The following is a 22,238-nucleotide window of genomic DNA, read 5'->3' on the forward strand; positions in this document are numbered from 1 at the left end:
CTTATCTGCCCCAGACAATGAGAAGATAGCCCAACTGTTCCCTAACACCAGTGACGATGAACGGTCGTTAGCCAGTCAGGCTTTATGACCCGCCGCGTCTCGCCTCAGCCACCACTGGAAGAAAAGCACCAGGATCAAGAGCAGGCCGATGGCAACCAGATGCGCTTGCCTTTGGCCCTCCCCGAAGATCAGCTTATGCATCAATCGTCCTGGAAGGAGCGTGAAAGCCCCAGCCGTCAGCAAAGCGAAGCTGTAGAGGTTGCCAACATGCCGGCGGTGTTCGGCGATCCGGCCTGCCCGCGCTGCCGTGATCGCCTGGAAACTGCCAACCAGAGTGAAGACGGAAAGAATGTGGATCGGACTGAAGCCGAAATAGAGACGCAGAGAGGAGATGAAGAAACTCGACATGGCCGTGATGACCATCACACCGATCCAGATCCGGCCGAGGATACGGTGGACATTGGTTCCCTTGCGGCCAAGCAAGAGCCCCGCGCCGAGGATCAAGGCGAGCAATGCAGAGACGACGTGGATTTGGATGGCGACAGGGGTCTGTAAGAGAAGAGAAAGCGACATGGGACTTGCCTTGAGCGGGTTCGCGGTTTCAATGTTTGGCTTCCCGCTGATCGCGCCTTTGCGCCGGCGCCACCAATGCTTTGCCGTGAATGTCGAGAGAAATGCGTGAATAGCTCCGTCTTGCAGTCTGCGCTTCGTGAATGGACGAGACTGGGCCGTTCGCCCCGTCTCTGGGCGACTTTTGCGATCGTGGTCTCCATCTTCATCGCCATAGGTCCTTCCGGCACGATCGAAGACATGGGCCTTGTCGAGCGTGCTGCTTTCTGGACACTGCTGCACGGAGCGGCATGGACCGTCGCGATCCTCGTCATTACCCTCGCTGATCATTGGCTGGCCCAATATCTGCGCAGCCAAGCATTGCTGCTGGCAGCGACCGCCTTAGTGGCCGCACCCTTCGTTGCCGCGGTGGTGGAGCTGATGCGCTGGTCCTGGGCCGGAACCGAACCGAGTCTTGCCTCCTATGGGCGACAGCTCCTCGTCTGCTTGCCGTTGTCGGTGCTGTTCAGTCTGCTGTCACATCTGACGATGTCGAACGCTCCGTCGGCGAGCGTCAGCAGCAGGGCGTCTGAGGACCCGGAGCCAAAACCGACGGAAGACGAGCCACCTCCGCTTCTCGCGCGGCTCAAGCCGGCGCTGCGGGCACCCTTGGTCCATCTGACGGTCGAGGATCACTACACGGTTGTGACGACGACAAAGGGCCGGCAGCTGGTCCTGATGCGATTTTCCGATGCCTTGCGGGAGGTCGACTCGATCCCCGGTGTGCAGACCCACCGCTCCCACTGGGTCGCAGTCGATCATGTGGCTGGGCTGAAGAACAGCGGCAGCCGGTTGCACGTGGTCTTGAAATCAGGTGCCGAGGTACCGGTCAGCCGCAGTTTTGCGGCTCACGTCCGCGATCGCATCGGCGAGAGCTGATCCTCTTCAGCTCTTGGCGTAGCCGTATTCCCCGCCCCTGCTCAGTGCGCGCTGATAGGCCGGTCTTGCGCGGATCCGTTCGATCCAGCCCTTAAGCGCGCTCACATCCTTGCCCTCGGCGATCCGGGTGAGGCCCGCCTCGACGGGAAAGCTCATGGCGATATCCGCGGCCGAGAACTGCTTGCCGGCGAACCAGCCGTCCTTGCCGATTTCGGCGATCCAGAGATCGAGATGGTCCGAGAGCTGCGGATCGATCAGCTTGCCTGCCACGCCCTGGCTGATCATCTTCGCCACAGGGCGGATGAAGAAGGGCACCTGCCCGGGAATGCGCGAGAAGATGAGCTTCATGACCAGAAGCGGCATGGCCGAACCCTCGGCATAATGCATCCAGTACCGGTATCGCAGCCGCTCATCGGTACCGGCAGCGGGACGCAGATCCTCGCCCCCATAGGTCTCGATCAGATATTCCATGATCGCGCCGCTCTCGGCCACCACGCGTCCATTGTCCTCGATCACGGGCGACTTGCCGAGCGGATGCACGGCCTTGAGTTCCTTTGGCGCCAGATAGTCCTTCGTCCTGTGATAGACCTTCACCTGATAGTCGAGACCGAGCTCCTCGAGCAGCCAGAGAATGCGATGGGCGCGCGAGTTGTCGAGGTAATGCACGGTGATCATCAGAGATGTCCCTTTGATTGTCGTTGCTTGGACTATCTAGAAGCAGACCCCGGCGCCGTCGAGACGCCCGTCGAAACTTTCTCCAGAGTGGCCAGAAAGTCAGCCGGTGATGACCGCTTGGCAGGCATCACCGGGCGTGCCAGTCTTGCCGAAAGACTGCACTTTGGGAGGAGTGACACATGAAGGCGATGCGACTGGAGGCGACAGGCCAATTGTTCACGCGGGAGGTGAAGAAGCCCGAAGCTGGCCCGGATGAACTCCTCGTCCGCGTCGAAGCCTGCGGCGTCTGCGGGACCGACAGGCACCTGTTCCACGGCGAATTTCCCTGCACGCCGCCCGTAACCCTCGGCCATGAATTCTCCGGCATCATCGAACAGGTCGGCAGCGCAGTCTCAGGGTTTCATGTGGGCGACCGCGTCACCGGCGACCCGAACATTGCCTGCGGCCGTTGCAGCCACTGCGTCGACGGCCGGGTCAACCTCTGCCGAAACCTGACAGCCATCGGCATCCACCGCGACGGCGGCTTCGCGGATTATGTTGTCATTCCCCATAAGCAGGCCTTCCTGCTCCCAGGAGATCTCGATCCGATGCATGGCGCCTTCTGCGAGCCGCTGGCCTGCTGCCTGCATGGCATCGACATTGCCGGGATCAAGGCCGGTTCCTCGGTCGTGGTGTTGGGCGGCGGCGTCATCGGCCTCCTGACGGTTCAGCTCGCCCGGCTGGCTGGCGCAACGACGGTCATCCTCGTCACGCGCCAGGCGAGCCGCCGCAGCCTTGCCGAGGAACTCGGCGCGACAGCAAGTGTCGATCCGAAAGCGGGCGATGTGATCGCCCAGATTGCGGGCGAACATGGCCTCGTTCCCGGCGGCGTGGATGTCGTGCTGGAATGCGCCGGCGTCGCAGAAACCGTGGTCCAGGCGACGAAGCTGGTACGGCCGGGCGGCACCGCCGTGATCCTCGGTGTCATGGCGCAGGGCGAAAAGGTCGAGATCGAGCCATTCGACCTGCTCTTCCGCGAGGTCAAGCTCGTCACCTCTTTCCTCAACCCCTTCACCCACCGCCGCGCCGCCGACCTCATCGCCTCCGGCCGGATCGAGGTCGAGAAGCTCATCTCGCGCAAGGTCTCGCTCGACGAGGCGCCGGAGGTCGTTAGCCAACCGCCGCAACCGGGCGAGGTGAAGGTGCTCGTCGTACCGGGGCTCTGATCAAAGGGGCGGACGGCGGTCCTTCCACGGCTTCGCCGCTTCCAACTGTCCGGCCAGCGAAAACAGCGTATCCTCGTCGGCAAAACGCCCGACGAATTGCATGCCGATCGGCAGCCCCTCCGGCGACCAGCTTATCGGAACCGACATGGCCGGCTGGCCGGTCACGTTGAAGATCGGAGTCCACGAAATGAACTCGAAGGTTTGTGCGGCCAGCTGTTCGGCAATCCCGAGCTTCTTCAATAGCCGTCCGCCGCCGATGTAACCCAGCACCGTCAGGAGCTTCTTTTCCAAGGCACTCGGCTGCAGCGCACCGATCTTCACCGGCAAGGTGGAGAGCACCGGCGTCATCAACACGTCGACATCCTCGAAAAAGCCGAGGACCGAGCGCGCGGCAAGCCCAAGATAGCGGTGGGCGGCGATGAGATCGCCGGCAGTGAACCCCTCCCCCAGCAAGCCCATGCCAAAGGACGAGGCATCATAGTCGCCGGGCCTGATCCTCACGCCGAAGGTCTTCGCCGTGAATTCGATATCGGCGCGCAGCTCACCGGCCAGCGCCGTCAGAAAGGCCATGGAGAATGCCTCCCGCTCCACAGGCGGCGCTGCCTCGATCACCTCGTGACCGAGGTCGGCAAGCAGCTTCACTGTGTCATCGAAAGCGGAGATCACCTCAGGGGCCACCGCCTTGCCGAGCATCGGTTCGCGCGAGACAGCGATCTTCAGTCTGCCGGGTGACCGCTGCGACGCTTCCAGGAAAGTCCCCGCATGAACCGGCAGCGGATGCGGCGAGCCACGATCCGCTCCATGGGTGACGTCAAGCACCGCGGCGCTGTCACGCACCGTTCGCGTCAGCACATGCTCGACCGCAAAACCCGACCATGCCTCGCCGATGAACGGACCCGCCGGTGTTCGGCCCCGCGTCGGCTTCATGCCGAAGACGCCGCAAGCGGAGGCCGGAATGCGGATCGATCCGCCGCCGTCCCCACCGGACGCGATCGGCACCATGCCCGAGGCGACCGCAGCTCCCGAGCCACCGGACGAGCCGCCGGATGTTCGGCCGAGGTCCCACGGATTGCGCGTCGAGCCGTTGGCGCAAGGCTCCGTATAGGGTGTCAGTCCGAATTCCGGCGTGTTGGTCCGCCCGGCGATGACAAGCCCTGCGCGTTCCCAGCGCGTCACCAGCTCGCTGTCGCCCTCTTTAACCCGGGTCGCCCAGAGCCGATTGCCATTGCCGGTCGGCACGCCGTCGATCTGCGCCAGGAGATCCTTGACCAGGAAGGGCACACCGCAGAATGGCCCGTCCGGCAGTCCGGCGGCCACTCTTTGGCGCGCCCGGTCGAAGAGCGGACGAATGACCGCGTTCAGTTGCGGATTGAACGCCTCGATCCGGGCGATGGCGGCTTCGAGCACCTCTTTCGCCGTGACCTCGCCGCGTCGGATCAGGTCGGCCAGCGCCAATCCGTCATGGTCCACATACTCCTTGAACATCGTCGCTCCCCCGGCCCGACTCGCATGATTGGCAATGAGCTTCCGGTCGATTTTCCCATCGATCAAGGGCCGCACGGCATAACGGCTTCGCCGAATATAAATATCTACTTAACCATGGGCGGCTAAAGTCTGCCCCAAAGGCCGGTGCGACACCGGCGCAGCGGCGCTTGTCCGCTGCCTTGCAGTCATAGGCTAATGAGGGAACGGCCCATGTTATTCAAATCCGCCACCAGCCGGAACATCTTCTCGACCGTCGGCCTGGGTGTTGTCACCACGATCGGCGTCGCAGCCACGCTGGTGGGCTTGAGCTACGGCACCATTCGCGGCGCCGGCATCGACAAGATGCAGACTGCAGCGTCCGAAGCTGCGGCCGAAGTCAATCAGACCCTGAGTGTCGCCCATGAGATGGTGGCTGGCCTCGACTATTCCGTCTCCGCCCTTCGCGAAAAGGGGATTGCTGACCGCGACGTGGTCATGGCCGTCCTGACGAAGACGCTCGAGGGCTTTCCGGGTGCCATCGGCCTCTCCACGGGTTGGGAACCCAATGCCTTCGACGGCAAGGATGCAGACTTCGTTGGCAAACCCGCACACGATCAGACCGGGCGTTTTGTGCCCTACATCTATCGCGCCGGTGGGACCATCAAGACGGACGTCCTCGTTGACTACGACAAACCCGGTGCGGGCGACTATTATCAATTGCCGGTCAGGACCGGCAAGACCGTCCTGCTTGAACCTTACGTCTATCCTGTCGACGGCAAAGACGTCCTGATGACCACCATTTCCGTGCCGGTCATGGAAAACGGCAAGGCGATCGGCTATGTCGGCGCCGACATCGATCTCGACAAGACCGCTGCCGATCTCGCCGCCAAACGGCCGCTGGGTGACGGTTATGTCGCCCTTCTCTCCTCTGCCAACGCCTTCGTCAGTCACCCCGACAAGGCGGCCATGGGCAAGGCCTTGAAGGACAGCGGCCTTGATGCCTCCGCCTGGGAAAGCCTGCTGAAATCCCCCGGCTCCGTGGGCACGATGGTCGACAAGGACGGCGTCGAGCGCATGGCGATCGCCGTGCCGATCGAGCCCTTCCCCGGCGCGGTCTGGAATGTCGTCGTTGCCGTTCCGAGTGCCACTGTCCTCGGGGCCCTGTCGCAGACCATCTGGACCTCCGGCCTCATCATCGCCGGCGCCACACTCATCCTGATCGTCGTCGGCTGGCTGCTCGCCCGTCGCTTCATCGGCCGCATCAACCGCGTCATCGGCCAGACAACCGAAATCGCCGCTGGCCGGCTGGATGTCGAACTGACGGACAAGGACCGCGCCGACGAACTCGGTGACCTCTCCCGCTCGCTCGCCGTCCTTCTCGAAAGCAATCGCAAAAAGGTCGAGCTCGAAAAGGCCGCTGAAGCCCGTTATGAGCAGGAGGAGATCGAACGGGTCGAGCGCTCCAAGGGACACAAGGCGCGCGAGGAAGAAATCCGCTTCGTCGTCGACGAGTTGCGCACCGGTCTTGCCCGACTGTCCGATGGCGACATGACGGTCCGCCTCGAAAAACCCTTCTCGCCCGCACTCGACGAGATCCGCGGCAACTTCAACGACTCCATCGAAAAGCTGCGCGCCGCGATGATCTCCTTCCGCGACAACGCGACCACGATCGAAAACGGCTCGAACGAAATCCGCTCCGCAGCCGATGATCTCGCCCGCCGCACCGAGCAGCAGGCAGCCTCCGTGGAAGAGACCTCCGCGGCCCTTTCGCAGATCACCCGCTCGGTCAAGGAATCGACCCAGCGCGCGGAAGAAGCCGGCGAGCAGGTCAGCCGCACCAAGGAAAGCGCCGAACGGTCCGGCGAAGTGGTGCGCTCGGCCATCGACGCCATGAGTGCCATCGAGCAGTCTTCGCAGTCGATTTCCAACATCATCGGCGTGATCGACGAGATCGCCTTCCAGACCAATTTGCTGGCGCTGAATGCCGGCGTCGAGGCCGCACGCGCCGGTGACGCCGGCAAGGGTTTTGCCGTCGTCGCCCAGGAAGTTCGCGAACTTGCCCAGCGGTCTGCTAATGCGGCCAAGGAAATTAAGACGCTGATCACCGCCTCGGGCGATCAGGTCAAGCATGGCGTCTCCCTTGTCGACCAGACTGGCGAAGCCTTGTCGGCCATCGTGGCGGAGGTGCAGCAGATCAACACCAATGTGCATGCGATTGTCGAAGCCGCCCGCGAGCAGTCGACCGGTTTGCACGAAATCAATGCCGCCGTGAACGTGATGGACCAGGGCACCCAGAAGAACGCCGCCATGGTCGAGGAGACCAATGCTGCGTCCCATACGCTGGTCTCGGAAGTCCAGGCACTCTCGGCGCGCCTGGCCCAGTTCAATCTCGGCTCGGCCCCGCGGCAGCAGACGGCACCGGCGCCGGTCGCCCGGACTTTTGCCGCAGCTCAGCAAAGTGCGGCTCGCCCTGCCCCTGCCCCGGCCCCGGCCCCTGCCAACGAAACAACGCGCGCCGTTGCCTCGCCGGCCCGCGCATTGGCCAGCAAGATCGCTTCCGCCATGGGCGCAAAACCTGCGCCGAGCGGTGCGGAATGGGAAGAGTTCTGAGCTTGATCTGAGAGCACTTCGATAATGATCTGGCGGGCTCTGGCCCGCCATTTTCTTTTTCAAGCCACTCAGGCCGGATCGAAGACCATCAGTTCCTCGAAATGGTTCATGTCGTCGAAGACACAAAAAGCAGGCGCGCGAAGCTCGAGCACAGGCGCGCGCCTGCGGATCTCCTCCGTCACCTCCTGCAGAAACGGCACCCAGGCGGCCATGGTCGCGTCGTCGAAGCGCTCGATCATATAGGCAAAGGTGATGTGGAAGCTGTATGTCTCGTGGTCCGGATGACGGTAACCGAGCAGATCCGCCAGCCGATCGCGCCAGTCCTTCAGAATGGATCGGTCACGATCGCTGACGCCGCGCAAGGTCAGTCCGAGCGGGGTTGCATGCATCACTTCGACGGCAAAGGCTTCACCCGGCTCGAAGCCGGCGAGCCGGTCCAGGAAGATCGCCGTCATGTCATCGACCGGCGTTTCCACGGGCACGTCTTCGGGCCAGTAAGGCAGCGCGCGGCGCGTCTCGATGATCCCCTGGAACAGCGTCATGTGCAAACTGGATGCCGCCGTGAAGGCGAGCTTGTCCGCCCCCGGCATGGTCATGTACCGCGCCCGCGCCTCGAGCAAAACCGCAGCCGTCTCCGACCCCTCGGCCAGATGGCAGACCACGGTATTGCCGCGCTCGGTCAGAAACCGGCCGGATGTGTCGTACCGCTGCCCGAGATGGGGGATCGCGCCGGGATTATGGCTCGATGATGCGAAAAGAAGATGGGACGGAAGCGACTGCTTAAGTGAAACTGCCATGGAAACCTCGGATCAAATACGAGGTTGTCTTCTAGCCACGGACTACGAACGGGGCATGACGGCCAATCAAATCACCTGTGTCTGATTTCGTGGGCGCGTGACAATCAGCAGCAATGCGCAACTCAAGACAAGCGGTGCGACCGGTACGTGGCTGAGCCCCAAGAAAGCAAAGTGAATGAGCGGCAACAAGGCCACCAGGATGAAGGTTGGCCGCCACCAAGTCGATTGCTCGTCGCTTCGCTGTTCGAACGCGGCAATCGCGGCGACGGCTGACAGTGCGCCCAGGTCGTAGACGAGGGAATATGGCGCCACGAGAAAGCTTGCCAACAGCAGTACGAGGCTCCGCTCAAATAGGCTGCGAGCGCGGACCAGCCCCACCAGAAATCCGGCGAAGCCGGCAATCGCCAGGACGCTGTGAATGATCATCGCCTGAGACGAAGGCATTTCCATAAATCGCAAAGTCCCGAACAAGGATGGCATCATGCGCAGGAAAATGCCGCCCATGTCTGTCATGACATAGCTCTGATAGGGAACATTGTGGCGGATGTAACCGGCCCATGTCTCCCACCCAAGAAGCGTGCCGGAGGCCGCGACCAAAGCGAGGCTGCTCAAACCGGCGGCGACAATCACCGTCCATCTTCTCTCGTAGAGAAGCAAAAGCGGCACAAGGAGCCCAAGCTGCGGCTTCACCGTCAGAAGGCCAAAGGCGATCCCTGCCACAATAGGATTTCGGTCACGGAGCGAGAGGCCGTAGAGCATCAGGGCCGCCGTCAGGAACCCGTTTTGCGCGGTGACCGTGTTGCAAATGAGAAATGCAATGAGCAGGGCCGCCGCACCGGGTGTGATGTCGCGCTGAACCGTGGAGACCGCATGCAGAAAAAACAGTCCCGTCACGAGTTGAAATATCACGAGTGAACTCGCGAGTTGGGCGAAGCCCAGGGGCCACATCAGCAGCACGTAGGACGGCGGATAGCTCCAGTTGCGCCAGGGATAGTCCGGACCGAAGATCGCCTGCAAATTGGCAAAATAGGTCTCCTGCCCGCTGAAGAGGTCCATGACCCGCCCCTTAAGCAACAGCGTGGACGCCGTCCAATAGTTTGAGAAATCGGTGTTGGACCAGGCGATGGTGTTCACCTCGACCGGCCTGCTCCAGATGAAGCCGATCGCGACACAGGCCACCAGCACACAGCCAGCTGCGAGCCAGTGCAGCGGCGAAAAGCGCTTGGGCCGATTTTCCGTCATGTTTCCTCTACCTTGCTGCGAGCGACGGCGTTTTGGACCCTGACACCTTACCCACAGGCGGTAAATCAACACCTAGCGAGGAACGCGATTTGACGCCGACCACGTCGCAGCGTCTGTGCGCTGAGAGCTCGTCTGGATCAGCCGCGAAAAAACTGTCGGAGCACTTCGATTCAGGGTTCCTTCCGCCGGTACATTTCCCTATAAGCCGCTTCTAGCCTGAAAAGACCATCTTCCTGCGCCCGGCCGGTGACCTCCCTCACCCAGGCCGGTTTTTCGCGCAGGCGCAAGAACGGATAGAGCCATGCCCAAGCGCCAAGATATCAAGTCCATCCTCATCATCGGCGCGGGGCCGATCGTCATCGGTCAGGCATGTGAGTTCGACTATTCAGGCACCCAGGCCTGCAAGGCGCTGAAGGAAGAAGGCTACCGGGTCATTCTGGTCAATTCCAATCCGGCGACCATCATGACCGATCCGGGTCTCGCTGATGCCACTTATGTCGAGCCGATCACGCCGGAAGTCGTCGCCAAGATTATCGCCAAGGAGCGCCCCGATGCGCTCTTGCCGACCATGGGCGGCCAGACGGCGCTGAACACCGCGCTCTCTCTGAAGCGCATGGGCGTCCTCGAACGCTACAATGTCGAGATGATCGGCGCCAAGCCCGCAGCCATCGACATGGCCGAAGACCGCGCCCTTTTCCGCGAAGCCATGGCCCGCATCGGCCTTGAAACCCCGAAGTCGATGCTCGCCAACGCCACCGAAATCAAGGACGCCGACCGCAAGACGCACGAGGCCGCCCGCGCGGAACTGCGCGCCAAGCTCTCCGGCGACGCGCTCGACAAGGCCCTCGACGAGCTGGAAAACCAGTGGAACCTCGGCGAGACCGACCGCAAGCAGCGCTACATGGCGCATGCCATGGCGATTGCCGCCCAGGCCCTCGATCATGTCGGCCTGCCCGCCATCATCCGCCCGTCCTTCACGCTCGGCGGCACCGGCGGCGGCATTGCCTACAACCGCTCGGAATTCTACGAAATCGTCAATTCCGGTCTCGACGCCTCTCCGACCACCGAAGTCCTGATCGAAGAATCGGTCCTCGGCTGGAAGGAGTATGAAATGGAGGTCGTCCGCGACAAGGCGGACAACTGCATCATCGTCTGCTCGATCGAAAACATCGATCCGATGGGCGTGCACACCGGCGACTCGATCACCGTTGCCCCGGCGCTGACGCTGACGGACAAGGAATACCAGATCATGCGCAACGCCTCGATCGCGGTTCTGCGCGAGATCGGCGTTGAGACCGGCGGCTCGAACGTCCAGTTCGCCGTCAATCCGAAGGACGGCCGCCTTGTCGTCATCGAAATGAACCCGCGCGTCTCGCGCTCTTCCGCTCTGGCATCGAAGGCCACCGGCTTCCCGATCGCCAAGATCGCCGCCAAGCTCGCCATCGGCTACACGCTGGACGAACTCGAAAACGACATCACCGGCGGCGCGACCCCGGCCTCGTTCGAGCCGTCGATCGACTACGTCGTCACCAAGATCCCGCGCTTTGCCTTTGAAAAGTTCCCCGGCGCCGAGCCGACGCTGACCACCGCCATGAAGTCGGTCGGCGAAGTCATGGCGATCGGCCGCACCTTTGCAGAATCGCTGCAGAAGGCTCTGCGTGGTCTCGAAACCGGCCTCACCGGCCTCGACGAAATCGAGATCCCCGGCCTCGGCCAAGGCGACGACAAGAACGCCATCCGCGCCGCCATCGGCACGCCGACCCCGGACCGCCTTCGCATGGTCGCCCAAGCGCTGCGCCTCGGCATGTCGCCGGAAGAAGTCCACGAAGGCTGCAAGATCGATCCGTGGTTCATCGCCCAGTTCAAGGCGATCATCGATATGGAAGCCCGCATTCGCGAGCATGGCCTGCCGGAAGACGCAGAAAACCTGCGCATGCTGAAGGCCATGGGCTTCTCCGACGCCCGCCTCGCCTCGCTCTCGGGCAAGCGCCCGAAGGAAGTCGCCGAACTGCGCAACGGTTTGGGCGTGCGCCCGGTCTTCAAGCGCATCGACACCTGTGCCGCCGAATTCGCCTCGCCGACGGCTTACATGTACTCCACCTATGAGACGCCCTTCGTCGGCGCGCTGCGCTCGGAAGCCCAGGTCTCCGACCGCAAGAAGGTCGTGATCCTCGGCGGCGGCCCGAACCGCATCGGCCAGGGCATCGAGTTCGACTATTGCTGCTGCCATGCCGCCTTCGCGCTGAAGGATGCCGGCTTCGAAGCGATCATGGTCAACTGCAACCCGGAAACCGTCTCGACCGACTATGACACCTCCGACCGCCTCTATTTCGAGCCGCTGACGGCCGAAGACGTGATCGAAATCCTGCGCGCGGAGCAGGAAAAGGGTGAAGTCGTCGGCGTTATCGTCCAGTTCGGCGGCCAGACCCCGCTGAAGCTTGCCGAAGCGCTCGAAAAGAACGGCATCCCGATCCTCGGCACCGCGCCCGACATGATCGACCTCGCCGAAGACCGCGACCGCTTCCAGAAGCTGCTGATGAAGCTCGACCTGACGCAGCCGAACAATGGCATCGCCTATTCGGTTGAGCAGGCGCGTCTCGTTGCCGGCGAAATCGGCTTCCCGCTGGTCGTGCGCCCGTCTTACGTGCTCGGTGGCCGCGCCATGCAGATCATCCACAACGAGGGCATGCTGCAGACCTACCTGCTCGACACGGTTCCGGAACTCGTGCCGGAAGACATCAAGCAGCGCTACCCGAACGACAAGACCGGCCAGATCAACACGCTGCTCGGCAAGAACCCGCTTCTCTTCGACAGCTACCTGACAAATGCCATCGAAGTTGACGTCGACGCTCTTTGCGACGGCGAAAACGTCTTCGTCTCCGGCATCATGGAGCATATCGAGGAAGCCGGCATTCACTCCGGTGACTCGGCCTGCTCGCTGCCGACCCGTTCGCTCTCCAAGGACATCGTCGACGAACTGGAGCGCCAGACGACGGCGCTTGCCAAGGCGCTCAATGTCGGCGGCCTGATGAACGTCCAGTATGCGATCAAGGACGACGTGATCTACGTGCTCGAAGTAAACCCGCGCGCCTCGCGCACGGTGCCCTTCGTCGCCAAAACCATCGGCGCCCCCATCGCCAAGATCGCCGCCCGCGTCATGACCGGCGAAAAGCTCGACCAGGCCATTTCCGCCTATGGCAAGAAGCCCGACCCGCGCAACCTGACCCACATCGCGGTCAAGGAAGCCGTCTTCCCGTTTGCCCGCTTCCCCGGCGTCGACACGCTGCTCGGTCCGGAAATGCGCTCCACCGGCGAAGTCATCGGCCTCGACACCGACTTTGCGCTGGCCTTTGCCAAGAGCCAGCTCGGCGCTGGCGTCGAACTGCCGCGTGAGGGAACGGTCTTCGTGTCCGTCCGGGACGAGGACAAGGCCCGGGTCCTGCCGGCGATCCTGATCCTTACTCAGATCGGCTTCAAGGTTCTGGCGACCGGCGGCACCCAGCGCTTCCTCGCCGAAAACGACATTCCGGCCGTGAAGATCAACAAGGTTCTGGAAGGCCGTCCGCATATCGAGGATGCGATCCGCAACCGTCAGGTGCAGCTGGTCATCAACACGACCGACGGCAACAAGGCGATCTCGGACTCGAAGTCGCTGCGCCGAGCCGCCCTGATGCAGAAGGTGCCCTACTACACCACCATGGCCGGCGCGCTCGCTGCCGCCGAAGCCATCCGGGCGCTGAAGGGCGGCCAGCTCGAGGTTCGCCCGCTGCAGAGCTACTTCTGAGGCGACACGCTTCAGCTGGCTTGCGGGCCGTCTGATACAGCATGAATACGATACGATCGCCGCACCCTCGGGTGCGGCGATTCTGTTTTATGGGCGGCGCGGCGCTCGTTACCATGACGCACTGGAACTCTGTGCTTCATGCCTATGTTAGGGGCGAGAGCACTCCCGAACGGCAGACGAGACAGGTCACGCAATGTTTCTCGATCTCAACAACTTCACGCCACCGCCAGAGCCGCCGGCCGAACCGGACCGCCCTTCCCTGACGCCGCGCCAGCAAAAGGCACTCGCCTGGATCGCCGGCTTGAACATCGTCCTCCTCTTCATCGCGCCGATCGGCGGCGCGACGGTCATCTCGGGGCTGATCGAACTCTTCGGCTGACGAAGCTGCTCCCGCTCCTTCCGCTCAGAACGAGCTGCTGCTTGGGGAGCCCCTCAACTTGACACGCTGTCGTATCGCCTGTATTTAACCAATAAGTTAATTAACCGATCGGCTAAAGATGAGCGGCGATCCACTTTCTCTGACTTTGGCGGCTTTGGCCGACCCGACACGTAGGGCCATTCTGGCCCGGTTGGCCATGGGCGAAGCGACGGTCAACGAACTGGCCGAACCCTTCGACATCAGCCTTCCGGCCGTCTCCAAGCATCTGAAGGTCTTGGAGCGCGCAAAGCTCATCTCACGCGGGCGCAGCGCGCAGTGGCGTCCCTGCCGGCTCGAAGCCGAACCTTTGCAAGCCGTCGATGGCTGGCTCGCCGATTACCGGAAGCTCTGGGAGCACCGGCTGGATCGCCTGGAAGACTATCTCGCCGCCATTCAAAGAGACCCCGAAGGCAGGAAGGACCATCAGAAATGACCGACAAACTGGAAATCCTGAACGAGCGGATCTTTACGGCATCCAGAGCCGCAGTCTTCGATGCCTTCGCCGATCCGGCCAAGCTTGCGACGTGGTGGGGACCGCATGGCTTCACCAACCGTATCGACGAATTCGACTTTCGCGTCGGCGGAGACTGGCGCGTCATCATGACCTCGTCCGACGGCACCGACTTCGCCAACCGCTGGACCTTCCAAGAGATCGAACCGGCAAGGCGTATGGTCGCCCTTCACCATGAGCCGATGCATGTCTTCACTCTGGAGATGACCTTTGAGGAGGACGCATCGGGCACGCGCCTGACTTGGCGGATGTTGTTCGAACCGACAGACGAAAACCGCGAACTGCAGAAATTCATCCGCGCGGCCAACGAGCAGAATTTCGACCGCCTCGAGCAGGTCCTCGCCACGGGAGCCATTCTGACATGACAGCCGAACTGGACCCAGCCCGCATCCTGCAAGTCGCCCGCCTCGTCCGCGCTCCGATCGGCCTCGTCTTCGAAATGTTCTCCGATGCCCGCCACCTTGACGCCTGGTGGGGGCCGGACGGTTTTCAGAACGAAACCCATGAGATGGACTTCTCCGTCGGCGGTCTGTGGCGCTACACGATGCATGGACCCGACGGCAAGGATTGGCCGAACTGGATCCGCTACCGGGAGATCAGCCGGCCGACCCGCATCTCCTATGAGCATGGCGGCGAGATGGGAGAGCCCGCGCATTTCGACGGCATCATCACCTTCGAAAGCGAAGGAGATCAGACCCGCATCACCATGATCCTGATCTTCCCGACGCAAGAAGCACGAGACGCGACCTTCAAATTCGGCGCAGTCGAAGGTGGAAAGCAGACCCTGGCACGGCTGGACGCCTATGTCAGCGCGCTTCACACCTCAAGCTGAGGCCAGAAGCAGAACCACCAGATCAGGCCTGCCGCTTCTGCTTGGCGAGGATGGCAAGCGCGATCCCGCCGATCACGCAGGAAGCGGCAATGACGAAATGCAGCGTCAGCTGCTCATTAAGAAGCACGATCGCGCCAAGAGCCGCGATAACCGGCACCGAGAGCTGGATCAGCGCGGCGCGAAATGTCGTAAGTTCCCGCAGCGCCGTGTACCAGATCGCATAGCCAAGACCGGATGCGACGATGCCGGATCCAAGCGCGAGCAGAACGCCAGATGTCGACGTCGTCTCATAGATGACAGCGAAGATGGCGAGCGGCAGGCAGAAAACCGAGGCCCGAACGAAATTGCCCGCAGTCTGGCCGATCGGATCCTGCGATCCGCGGCCGCGCAGCGTATAGACCGCCCAGGCAACTCCGGAGGCGATCATCAGGACGCAGCCGACCGGATCGGGACGCCCGACACCGGGCAGAATGAGATAGACGAAAGCGGCAAAGGCGATCGCAAAGCCCACGACCTCCTGCAGGCTGGGACGGTCGCCCTTGACCAGACCGAAGGTGACCATGCTCGCCTGCACGGAGGAAAACAGGATCAAGGCACCCGTTGCGGCACCAAGCGAGAGATAGGCCGCCGAAAACGCGATGGCGTAGACGAAGAGAGCTGCAGCAGCCGGCCAGTCCCCCGGCAAGGACGGTCCCGATGCCTGGGAAACGCCTTGCCGGCGCATCAACCCGTATAGCACCAAAGCTCCCGACATGATCCGGACGGCTGTATAGCCGGCAGCTTCGATCGATAGCGTACCCAGTGCTTCGCGGGCGAGAAGCGAGTTCGCCGCAAAAGCGAGCATGGCGACTGCGGTCAAAACGATCGTCGATTGCAAAACGGCATCTCCCCCAGAGATCCCGCCATTATCTTATCTCCTGCAGGATCCGGACCCGTGATAGCGCGAGCAGACATGCCTGCACAAGCCGACGAGACACTAGCCTCATCGTCGAGCCTCCCGGAGGCCCGGGCCAACACCAGCCTATTCAATCGATCAGTTTCCGCGACGCGTTCCATCAAAATTTGACGTTTGTCGAATGCACGGCCCTGCGGCACTCTGCACCCGTTTTGAAGTGTGAGATTTTCCCATGTCCGTGACTGTTGACGCTGTTGCCGGCAAGGCCACCCGCCGTGAGTGGATCGGCCTCCTGATCCTGTCGATTGCCTGTCTGATTTATTCCATGGACCTCTCGGTCCTGTTCCTCGCCATGCCTGCCATCGTGGCCGACCTGGATCCCTCGGCCACCCAGCTTTTGTGGATCAACGACATCTATGGCTTCATGGTCGCGGGCTTCCTCGTCACGATGGGCACGCTCGGCGACCGGATCGGCCGCCGCAAGGTGCTCCTGATCGGCGCATTCTTCTTCGGTGCTGCTTCCGTCTTCGCCGCCTTCGCCAGCACTGCGTCGATGCTGATCGTCGCGCGCGCCCTGCTCGGCATCGCCGGCGCGACCATCGCGCCTTCCACCCTCTCGCTCGTCGTCAACCTCTTCCGCGACGAAGGTGAACGCAACCGCGCAATCAGCATCTGGGGCACGGCCTTCGCTCTCGGTGGCTTGATCGGCCCGCTGATCGGCGGTCTGCTCTTGCAGTATTTCCACTGGGGCTCGGTCTTCCTGATCAACGTGCCCATCATGGCAGCCCTGCTTGCCAGCGCCCCATTTCTCCTGCCGGAATACAAGGACGAGAATGCCGGTCGCCTTGATCTCGCAAGCGTTGCCCTCTCCCTGCTCACCGTCCTGCCCATCGTCTACGGTTTCAAGAAGATGGCCGCCGAAGGCTTCGAACCGATCCAGCTTGCACCGATCCTCTTCGGCCTCGTCGTGGGCGTAATCTTCGTCAAGCGCCAGAAGCAGCTCGAACATCCGATGATCGATCTCGCTCTGTTCAGGATCCCGGCCTTCACCGCATCTCTGATGGTCAATCTCGCAGGCGTCTTCTTCATCTTCGGCATCTTCCTCTTCCAGAACCTCTTCCTGCAGCTGGTCATCGGACTGACACCGCTGAAGGCTGCCCTCTGGTCCGTCCCCTCCTCGCTCGTCTTCACTGTCATGTCCTTCCAGGCCTGGCGCGTGACCAACCGGCTCGGCCCGGTCAGAACCGTCCTGCTCGGCCTGGTCGTCAACGCGCTTGGCACCGGCTTGATGGCAATTGCCGCCTGGCATTCGAGCCTGGTCGGCGTGCTTGGCGCGAGCATGATCATGGGCCTCGGCTTCGTGCCCGTCATTCTGACCACGACAGGTCTGATCGTCGGCACCGCCCCGCCGGAGCGCGCGGGCTCCGCTTCTGCCATTTCCGAAACGAGTGCGGAATTCGGTGGCGCGCTCGGCGTCGCCATCCTCGGCAGCATCGGCACGCTGTTCTACCGCTTCGCTATGCAGGACGCAGATCTGACCGCGCTCTCCGCCAGCGACCGGAATTCCGTCACCGCAGCCTTGGGCACGGCGCTCGAAGTCGCCCGTTCCACCGGCAATGAAGCCGCCCCCTGGATTGAAATGGCGAAGGCAAGTTACGCCGGCGGCTTTGCGCTCTGTTGTGCGCTGGCCACCGTCACCTTGCTGCTGCTTGCCGCGATCGCATCGCAGGTCTATGCCCGCACCGAGCTCGACGAAAGCCGGATCGGCGGCCACTGAGCGGCAAGGTCAGCCTGCCGACAGCGTATCGAAGAGCCGCCGGACACCGGCCATGTCCGAGCGGAAGGCCTCGAGGCTGCGCACCTTCAGATCCTCGTCAGGCATTCTCAAAATGGCGGCCGGATGCGTGGTCACGAGCAGCATCCGGTCTTCCTGCATTGGGATCGGCATGCCCCGCACCTCCGCGATGGGGCGGCTCTCACCGGTCAGAGACAGATAGGCCGTCGCGCCCAGCGCCACCACGATGCGCGGGCGGATGATTTCGATTTCCTTGGCGACCCACCAGCGGCAATGCGCCACCTCGCCGGCATCCGGGCGCATGTGGATCCGCCGCTTGCCACGCCGCTCGTATTTGAAGTGCTTGACCGCATTGGTGACATAGATCTGCCGCCGGTCGATCCCGGCTGCAGCCGCAGCCTCGTCGAACACCTTGCCCGCAGGCCCGATGAAGGGCCGCCCTGCCAGATCCTCGACATCGCCCGGCTGTTCCCCGACGAACATGATTTGAGAGTCCGCCGGTCCCTCGCCGAACACCGTCTGCGTGGCGTGGCAATGCAGCGGACAGCGTGTGCAGCGGGCGGCCTCCTCGTGCAATCGCTTGAGCGGCGGCAGATCCGACAAGGCATCCTCTTCCTCCTTGCCGCGCCACTGCGCCTGCAACCGCTCGTGAAAGGCCGGCGGCTGGCTCGCCTCGCGTGCCGCCATCTCCTGCACCCGCCGCTCAGCCCCGGCAATCAGGTCCGGAATGAGCGAAGCCTCCGGCATGTTCTTCCAGTATTTCTTCGGCATCTCCGACTGCATGGCCCGGATCTTCACCCGTGCCGGATTGAAGATATTGGCAAAATAGGTCCGCCACAGCTCGTCGGTCTCATCCTCCGCTTCCGGCCGCAAGGCAGGCTCGCGCGAGGTCCTGAGTTCGTCGCCGTTCCAGGCGGCCGAGCCCTTCGGCGTGGCGATCAGCCAATCCATGTCGGTGAAACGGCGCTGAAAGAAGCCCGCGGTGCGCGCCACGATGAAATGCTCCGGCTCGAACCAGGCGACGAAGCGCCGCCGCCCGGCCTGTACGGCCTCGACCTCGCGAAACCGCACGAATGCCTTCATCTTGTGGCTGTCACGCCGGACGTTCTTCACCAGCCGAACCAGCTGTGCCACATCGCCATCGGACGCGACCTGCAACAGATTGCGCTCCGCCTGCATGCGCCAGAGGATCCGGTAGAGCAGCGAGAAACGATCGGGATCGGAATGGCAGATTGCCGCCTCTGCCGTCTCCATGAAACTCTTGGGAACGACGACGTCGCGTGCCTCGCCGGGCCCGATTTCCGGGGCGGCAGCGCCGCCGAACAGGTCCGCTCCGTCACCGGCAAGCTGCCAGCGCACGGACGCCGGCTCCACCCGGTCCAGCAGCAGACCACGCGCGGCCTCCCGCCATTCGGCAAACTCACCTCGCCCCTCGAGCGTGACCGTCCGCATCAAAACAGCGACAACTGTTCGGCCGGCGGCGCGAAGACGGCCCTGAGATCCGAGCGGTCCAGACTGCGATGCGGCGACCAGCCCTCGGCCACGATGAAGGAGCGCACCTTCTTCAGGGAGACACCAAGCCGTGCCAGGTCCTCCAGACGCACCCGCCGATGGCGACGGGCAGACAAAAGCCCCTTGACCGTCTTGGTGCCGAAACCGGGCACGCGCAATAGCGTCTCGCGATCGGCAGTGTTCACATCGACCGGAAAGCGGTCGCGATTGGCAAGCGCCCAGGCAAGCTTCGGATCGAGCTCCAGATCGAGCATGCCGTCCTGTCCGATCGAGGCAATTTCATCGACCGAAAATCCGTAGAAGCGATAGAGCCAGTCCGCCTGGTAAAGCCGATGCTCCCGCATCAACGGCGGCTTGATCAGCGGCAGGTTCTGGGAACTGTCGGGGATCGGGCTGAAGGCCGAATAATAGACACGCTTCAGGCCATAGGAGCTGTAGAGCCGCGCGCTCGATCCGATGATCGTTGCGTCATTGGCCCCATCAGCCCCAACGATCATCTGCGTACTCTGCCCGCCCGGCACGAATTTCTTCCGCCGGCCGGAAAGCGTCGGCTCGCGCGCCTCGTCGATCTTGAGCCTCAAGTCCGCCATCGAACGGCGGATGTTGACCGGCCGCTTTTCCGGCGCATAGCGCTCAAGCCCGTGGTCGGTCGGCAGCTCGATGTTGATCGACAGACGGTCGGCATAAAGCCCCGCCTCCTCCACCAGATGCGCGGAGGCCTCGGGGATCGTCTTCAGGTGGATATAGCCGCGGAAGTCATGCTTGGTCCTCAAGTCGCGGGCGACCTTCACCATCTCCGCCATCGTGTCGTCCGAGGATCGGATAATGCCAGAGGACAGAAACAGGCCCTCGATGTAGTTGCGGCGATAGAATTCGATCGTCAGCCACACCACCTCGTCGGGCGTAAAGCGGGCGCGCTCGACATTGCTCGAGGAGCGATTGATGCAATAGGCGCAGTCATAGATGCAGAAATTGGTGAGCAGGATCTTCAACAGCGAGATGCAGCGGCCGTCGGGTGCATAGGCATGACAGATGCCCGATCCCTCCGTCGAACCGAGCCCGCCGGAGGCCGCGGAGTCGCGTTTCGTCGTCCCGCTTGAAGCGCAGGACGCATCATATTTGGCCGCGTCGGAGAGGATGGCGAGACGTTCTTTGAGCGACTTCTTCATAAGTATGTTCTCTATACGTTCTCATGACGATCGTCAAGAAACAAGGCTGCGACATACCGTCTGTGCACAGCGTCAGCGTTTGATTTCGCTCGACTATTCCGTGCGAGACGTATGCCTCGGCATGCCCTGTCGAAAAATCTGGAAATGTCGCGCGGCATTCTGCTATAGTCCTCGTCAACCTGATTTGTGACACGGTTCCGAAGCTTTGCTCCGGAACCTGTTTTCTTTTGTGTCCGCGCTCGCGGCCACGAAGACGAAGGAAGAGGAAATGGTAGACAAGGTACCGATGACGCAGAACGGTTTTGACAAGCTCAACGAAGAGTTGCGCTGGCGTCAACAGGAAGAGCGTCCGCGCATCATCGAGGCGATCGCCGAAGCGCGCGCCCATGGCGACCTTTCCGAAAATGCGGAATATCACGCCGCCAAGGAAGCCCAGAGCCACAACGAGGGTCGCGTCGGCGAACTCGAGGACCTGATCGCGCGGGCAGAGGTCATCGACCTCTCCAAGATGTCCGGCTCGAAGATCAAGTTCGGCGCCACCGTTAAGCTGGTCGACGAAGACACCGACGAAGAGAAGACCTACCAGATCGTCGGCGACCAGGAAGCCGATGTGAAGGCGGGCCGCATCTCGATCTCCTCGCCGATCGCTCGCGCCCTGATCGGCAAGGAAGTCGGAGACAACATCGAAGTCGTCGCGCCCGGCGGCTCCAAGGCCTACGAGATCCTCGCGGTCAAGTGGGGCTGATGCAGTCGGAAGGGCGTTCTCGTGACGCAATCGCTTGACGAGATCACGGTCGTCGCGCCGCATTTCAAGCGTCGCCTGTCCGGTGTGACATCGACCGTGATCCAGCTCGTTCCCGAGCAGCGTCGCCAGGGGCTGGGCATTCTGACCCTCGGCCCCGGCCTGCCCGACCATCTCCCGAAAATGCGCTGGAAGCAGCTCCCCGGCCTTTGGAAAAAGCCGAGGACCGGCACGGGTCGCGTCTGGCATGCCCGCCGCAACAACGAGATGCTCGCGGGCCTGGTCCTGCGGGACGTCTTGCGCATGCCGCTGAAGCTGCTCTTCACTTCCGCCGCCCAGAGACACCACAGCCGCTACACCCGCTGGCTCATTTCCAAGATGGACGGCGTGGTCGCAACGAATGCGAAGTCCGGGTCTTTCCTCAAGGTGCCGCATACCGTCATCCGCCACGGCGTCGATACCGATCTCTTCCGCCCGGCGATGGAGACGGACGCGGATCCGGCGACCATTTTGCCGGAAGCGATGCGAGACAAGCATCTGATCGGCTGCTTCGGTCGCGTCCGCCATCAGAAAGGCACCGACCTCTTCGTCGACGCCATGATCGCCCTGCTCCCCGACCATCAAGACTGGGCAGCCATCATCTCCGGGCGCGTCACAGCCGAGCACACGGCATTCGCCGATCAGCTGAAGTCGAAGATCGCCAAGGTCGGCCTTTCCGATCGCATCCATTTTCTCGGTGAAGTCGACGACATCAAACCCTGGTATCGCCGCCTGACCCTCTACGTCGCCCCCTCCCGCAACGAAGGCTTCGGCCTCACCCCGCTTGAAGCCATGGCGTCAGGCACCCCGGTGGTCGCCAGCGATGCCGGCGCCTATGCCGAGATGATCGTCGAGGACGAAACCGGCAAGGTCGTCCCGGCCGGCAATGGCGAGGCGCTGACGGCGGCAACACAGTCCTTCATTGACAATCCAGCGCGCTGCGCTGAAGCCGGCCAGAAGGCCCGCCGCCATGTCGTCGAAAACTTCGCCCTCGAAGGCGAGGCCCGGGCGCTTGCAGATGTTTACGCCGGCCTGCGAGCCAATCGAAAGGTCGCCTGAC

General features: G+C 62.6%; 19 protein-coding genes. 11 read left to right on the forward strand and 8 right to left on the reverse strand.

The features are described 5' to 3' along the window. Nucleotides 1-75: 75 nt before the first annotated feature. Nucleotides 76-573 carry a DUF2306 domain-containing protein gene (locus tag FAA86_RS12265; protein WP_136540950.1) on the reverse strand — a complete coding sequence of 166 codons (498 nt, stop codon included), beginning with the start codon at nucleotides 571-573 and terminating at the stop codon, nucleotides 76-78. 105 nt (nucleotides 574-678) lie between these two features. On the opposite strand from FAA86_RS12265, the gene FAA86_RS12270 reads away from it, so the two are divergent. Continuing rightward, nucleotides 679-1,488 carry a LytTR family DNA-binding domain-containing protein gene (locus FAA86_RS12270; protein WP_167494961.1) on the forward strand — a complete coding sequence of 270 codons (810 nt, stop codon included), beginning with the start codon at nucleotides 679-681 and terminating at the stop codon, nucleotides 1,486-1,488. Between the two features lie 6 nt (nucleotides 1,489-1,494). On the opposite strand, the gene FAA86_RS12275 is transcribed toward FAA86_RS12270, so the two are convergent. Then, the gene (locus FAA86_RS12275) at nucleotides 1,495-2,163 is read right to left on the reverse strand and encodes a glutathione S-transferase family protein (protein ID WP_136540954.1); all 669 of its coding nucleotides are present in this window, start codon (nucleotides 2,161-2,163) and stop codon (nucleotides 1,495-1,497) included. A gap of 179 nt (nucleotides 2,164-2,342) precedes the next feature. Here FAA86_RS12275 and FAA86_RS12280 point away from each other — a divergent pair, with 179 nt between their 5' ends. Beyond that, nucleotides 2,343-3,368, forward strand: a complete 1,026-nt coding sequence (locus FAA86_RS12280; RefSeq protein WP_136540957.1) for a zinc-dependent alcohol dehydrogenase family protein — start codon at nucleotides 2,343-2,345, stop codon at nucleotides 3,366-3,368. Here FAA86_RS12280 and FAA86_RS12285 read toward each other — a convergent pair whose 3' ends face one another. Continuing rightward, the gene (locus FAA86_RS12285) at nucleotides 3,369-4,853 is read right to left on the reverse strand and encodes an amidase (protein WP_136540959.1); all 1,485 of its coding nucleotides are present in this window, start codon (nucleotides 4,851-4,853) and stop codon (nucleotides 3,369-3,371) included. A gap of 210 nt (nucleotides 4,854-5,063) precedes the next feature. On the opposite strand from FAA86_RS12285, the gene FAA86_RS12290 reads away from it, so the two are divergent. Continuing rightward, the gene (locus tag FAA86_RS12290) at nucleotides 5,064-7,442 is read left to right on the forward strand and encodes a methyl-accepting chemotaxis protein (protein ID WP_136540961.1); all 2,379 of its coding nucleotides are present in this window, start codon (nucleotides 5,064-5,066) and stop codon (nucleotides 7,440-7,442) included. A gap of 68 nt (nucleotides 7,443-7,510) precedes the next feature. Here the strand turns inward: FAA86_RS12290 and FAA86_RS12295 are convergent, their stop codons facing one another. Further along, nucleotides 7,511-8,239, reverse strand: a complete 729-nt coding sequence (locus FAA86_RS12295; protein WP_136540963.1) for a DUF1868 domain-containing protein — start codon at nucleotides 8,237-8,239, stop codon at nucleotides 7,511-7,513. A gap of 66 nt (nucleotides 8,240-8,305) precedes the next feature. Beyond that, nucleotides 8,306-9,481: a glycosyltransferase family 87 protein gene (locus FAA86_RS12300; RefSeq protein WP_136540965.1), complete on the reverse strand. Its 1,176-nt coding sequence runs from the start codon at nucleotides 9,479-9,481 to the stop codon at nucleotides 8,306-8,308. 301 nt (nucleotides 9,482-9,782) lie between these two features. Between FAA86_RS12300 and carB the strand changes: the two genes are divergently transcribed. The 5 genes from carB to FAA86_RS12325 all read left to right on the forward strand — a co-directional run bounded on the left by carB (nucleotide 9,783) and on the right by FAA86_RS12325 (nucleotide 15,026). Further along, on the forward strand, nucleotides 9,783-13,265 hold the full coding sequence (gene carB, locus FAA86_RS12305; RefSeq protein WP_136540967.1) for a carbamoyl-phosphate synthase large subunit: 3,483 nt from the start codon (nucleotides 9,783-9,785) through the stop codon (nucleotides 13,263-13,265). 193 nt (nucleotides 13,266-13,458) lie between these two features. Next, on the forward strand, nucleotides 13,459-13,644 hold the full coding sequence (locus FAA86_RS12310) for a hypothetical protein (protein WP_136540969.1): 186 nt from the start codon (nucleotides 13,459-13,461) through the stop codon (nucleotides 13,642-13,644). A 118-nt stretch (nucleotides 13,645-13,762) separates the two neighbouring features. Then, nucleotides 13,763-14,116, forward strand: a complete 354-nt coding sequence (locus FAA86_RS12315; protein ID WP_136540971.1) for an ArsR/SmtB family transcription factor — start codon at nucleotides 13,763-13,765, stop codon at nucleotides 14,114-14,116. Next, nucleotides 14,113-14,559, forward strand: a complete 447-nt coding sequence (locus FAA86_RS12320; protein WP_136540973.1) for an SRPBCC domain-containing protein — start codon at nucleotides 14,113-14,115, stop codon at nucleotides 14,557-14,559. Before FAA86_RS12315 ends, FAA86_RS12320 begins: the two co-directional genes overlap by 4 nt. Continuing rightward, on the forward strand, nucleotides 14,556-15,026 hold the full coding sequence (locus FAA86_RS12325) for an SRPBCC family protein (RefSeq protein WP_136540975.1): 471 nt from the start codon (nucleotides 14,556-14,558) through the stop codon (nucleotides 15,024-15,026). The genes FAA86_RS12320 and FAA86_RS12325 overlap by 4 nt, the downstream gene beginning before the upstream one ends. A gap of 22 nt (nucleotides 15,027-15,048) precedes the next feature. Here the strand turns inward: FAA86_RS12325 and FAA86_RS12330 are convergent, their stop codons facing one another. Next, nucleotides 15,049-15,903 carry a DMT family transporter gene (locus FAA86_RS12330; RefSeq protein ID WP_136540977.1) on the reverse strand — a complete coding sequence of 285 codons (855 nt, stop codon included), beginning with the start codon at nucleotides 15,901-15,903 and terminating at the stop codon, nucleotides 15,049-15,051. Between the two features lie 250 nt (nucleotides 15,904-16,153). Here FAA86_RS12330 and FAA86_RS12335 point away from each other — a divergent pair, with 250 nt between their 5' ends. Further along, a complete protein-coding gene (locus FAA86_RS12335; protein ID WP_136540979.1) occupies nucleotides 16,154-17,698 on the forward strand; it encodes an MFS transporter in 1,545 nt (514 codons plus the stop codon). Nucleotides 17,699-17,707: 9 nt separating this feature from the next. Here FAA86_RS12335 and FAA86_RS12340 read toward each other — a convergent pair whose 3' ends face one another. Both FAA86_RS12340 and FAA86_RS12345 read right to left on the reverse strand, forming a co-directional pair. Beyond that, entirely contained in the window at nucleotides 17,708-19,168 is a 1,461-nt protein-coding gene (locus tag FAA86_RS12340; RefSeq protein ID WP_136540981.1) for a UdgX family uracil-DNA binding protein, read from the reverse strand. Then, nucleotides 19,168-20,397, reverse strand: a complete 1,230-nt coding sequence (locus FAA86_RS12345) for a putative DNA modification/repair radical SAM protein (RefSeq protein WP_136540983.1) — start codon at nucleotides 20,395-20,397, stop codon at nucleotides 19,168-19,170. Before FAA86_RS12345 ends, FAA86_RS12340 begins: the two co-directional genes overlap by 1 nt. A 268-nt stretch (nucleotides 20,398-20,665) precedes the next feature. Here FAA86_RS12345 and greA point away from each other — a divergent pair, with 268 nt between their 5' ends. Both greA and FAA86_RS12355 read left to right on the forward strand, forming a co-directional pair. After that, complete coding sequence (gene greA / locus FAA86_RS12350; RefSeq protein WP_113458848.1) at nucleotides 20,666-21,142, forward strand: transcription elongation factor GreA; 477 nt, start codon at nucleotides 20,666-20,668, stop codon at nucleotides 21,140-21,142. A 21-nt stretch (nucleotides 21,143-21,163) separates the two neighbouring features. Further along, the gene (locus FAA86_RS12355; protein ID WP_136540985.1) at nucleotides 21,164-22,237 is read left to right on the forward strand and encodes a glycosyltransferase family 4 protein; all 1,074 of its coding nucleotides are present in this window, start codon (nucleotides 21,164-21,166) and stop codon (nucleotides 22,235-22,237) included. The last annotated feature ends 1 nt before the right edge of the window (nucleotide 22,238 follow it).

Origin of the sequence: Rhizobium rosettiformans W3 (genome assembly GCF_004912135.1) — a bacterium.
In the GTDB taxonomy this organism is placed as follows: domain Bacteria; phylum Pseudomonadota; class Alphaproteobacteria; order Rhizobiales; family Rhizobiaceae; genus Allorhizobium; species Allorhizobium rosettiformans.

Coding starts and splice junctions, on each gene's coding strand:
- FAA86_RS12265 (WP_136540950.1), bottom strand. CDS start 573: ATGTCGCTTTCTCTTCTCTTACAGACCCCTGTCGCCATCCAAATCCAC.
- FAA86_RS12275 (WP_136540954.1), bottom strand. CDS start 2,163: ATGATCACCGTGCATTACCTCGACAACTCGCGCGCCCATCGCATTCTC.
- FAA86_RS12280 (WP_136540957.1), top strand. CDS start 2,343: ATGAAGGCGATGCGACTGGAGGCGACAGGCCAATTGTTCACGCGGGAG.
- FAA86_RS12285 (WP_136540959.1), bottom strand. CDS start 4,853: ATGTTCAAGGAGTATGTGGACCATGACGGATTGGCGCTGGCCGACCTG.
- FAA86_RS12290 (WP_136540961.1), top strand. CDS start 5,064: ATGTTATTCAAATCCGCCACCAGCCGGAACATCTTCTCGACCGTCGGC.
- FAA86_RS12295 (WP_136540963.1), bottom strand. CDS start 8,239: ATGGCAGTTTCACTTAAGCAGTCGCTTCCGTCCCATCTTCTTTTCGCA.
- FAA86_RS12300 (WP_136540965.1), bottom strand. CDS start 9,481: ATGACGGAAAATCGGCCCAAGCGCTTTTCGCCGCTGCACTGGCTCGCA.
- carB (WP_136540967.1), top strand. CDS start 9,783: ATGCCCAAGCGCCAAGATATCAAGTCCATCCTCATCATCGGCGCGGGG.
- FAA86_RS12310 (WP_136540969.1), top strand. CDS start 13,459: ATGTTTCTCGATCTCAACAACTTCACGCCACCGCCAGAGCCGCCGGCC.
- FAA86_RS12315 (WP_136540971.1), top strand. CDS start 13,763: ATGAGCGGCGATCCACTTTCTCTGACTTTGGCGGCTTTGGCCGACCCG.
- FAA86_RS12320 (WP_136540973.1), top strand. CDS start 14,113: ATGACCGACAAACTGGAAATCCTGAACGAGCGGATCTTTACGGCATCC.
- FAA86_RS12325 (WP_136540975.1), top strand. CDS start 14,556: ATGACAGCCGAACTGGACCCAGCCCGCATCCTGCAAGTCGCCCGCCTC.
- FAA86_RS12335 (WP_136540979.1), top strand. CDS start 16,154: ATGTCCGTGACTGTTGACGCTGTTGCCGGCAAGGCCACCCGCCGTGAG.
- FAA86_RS12340 (WP_136540981.1), bottom strand. CDS start 19,168: ATGCGGACGGTCACGCTCGAGGGGCGAGGTGAGTTTGCCGAATGGCGG.
- FAA86_RS12345 (WP_136540983.1), bottom strand. CDS start 20,397: ATGAAGAAGTCGCTCAAAGAACGTCTCGCCATCCTCTCCGACGCGGCC.
- greA (WP_113458848.1), top strand. CDS start 20,666: ATGGTAGACAAGGTACCGATGACGCAGAACGGTTTTGACAAGCTCAAC.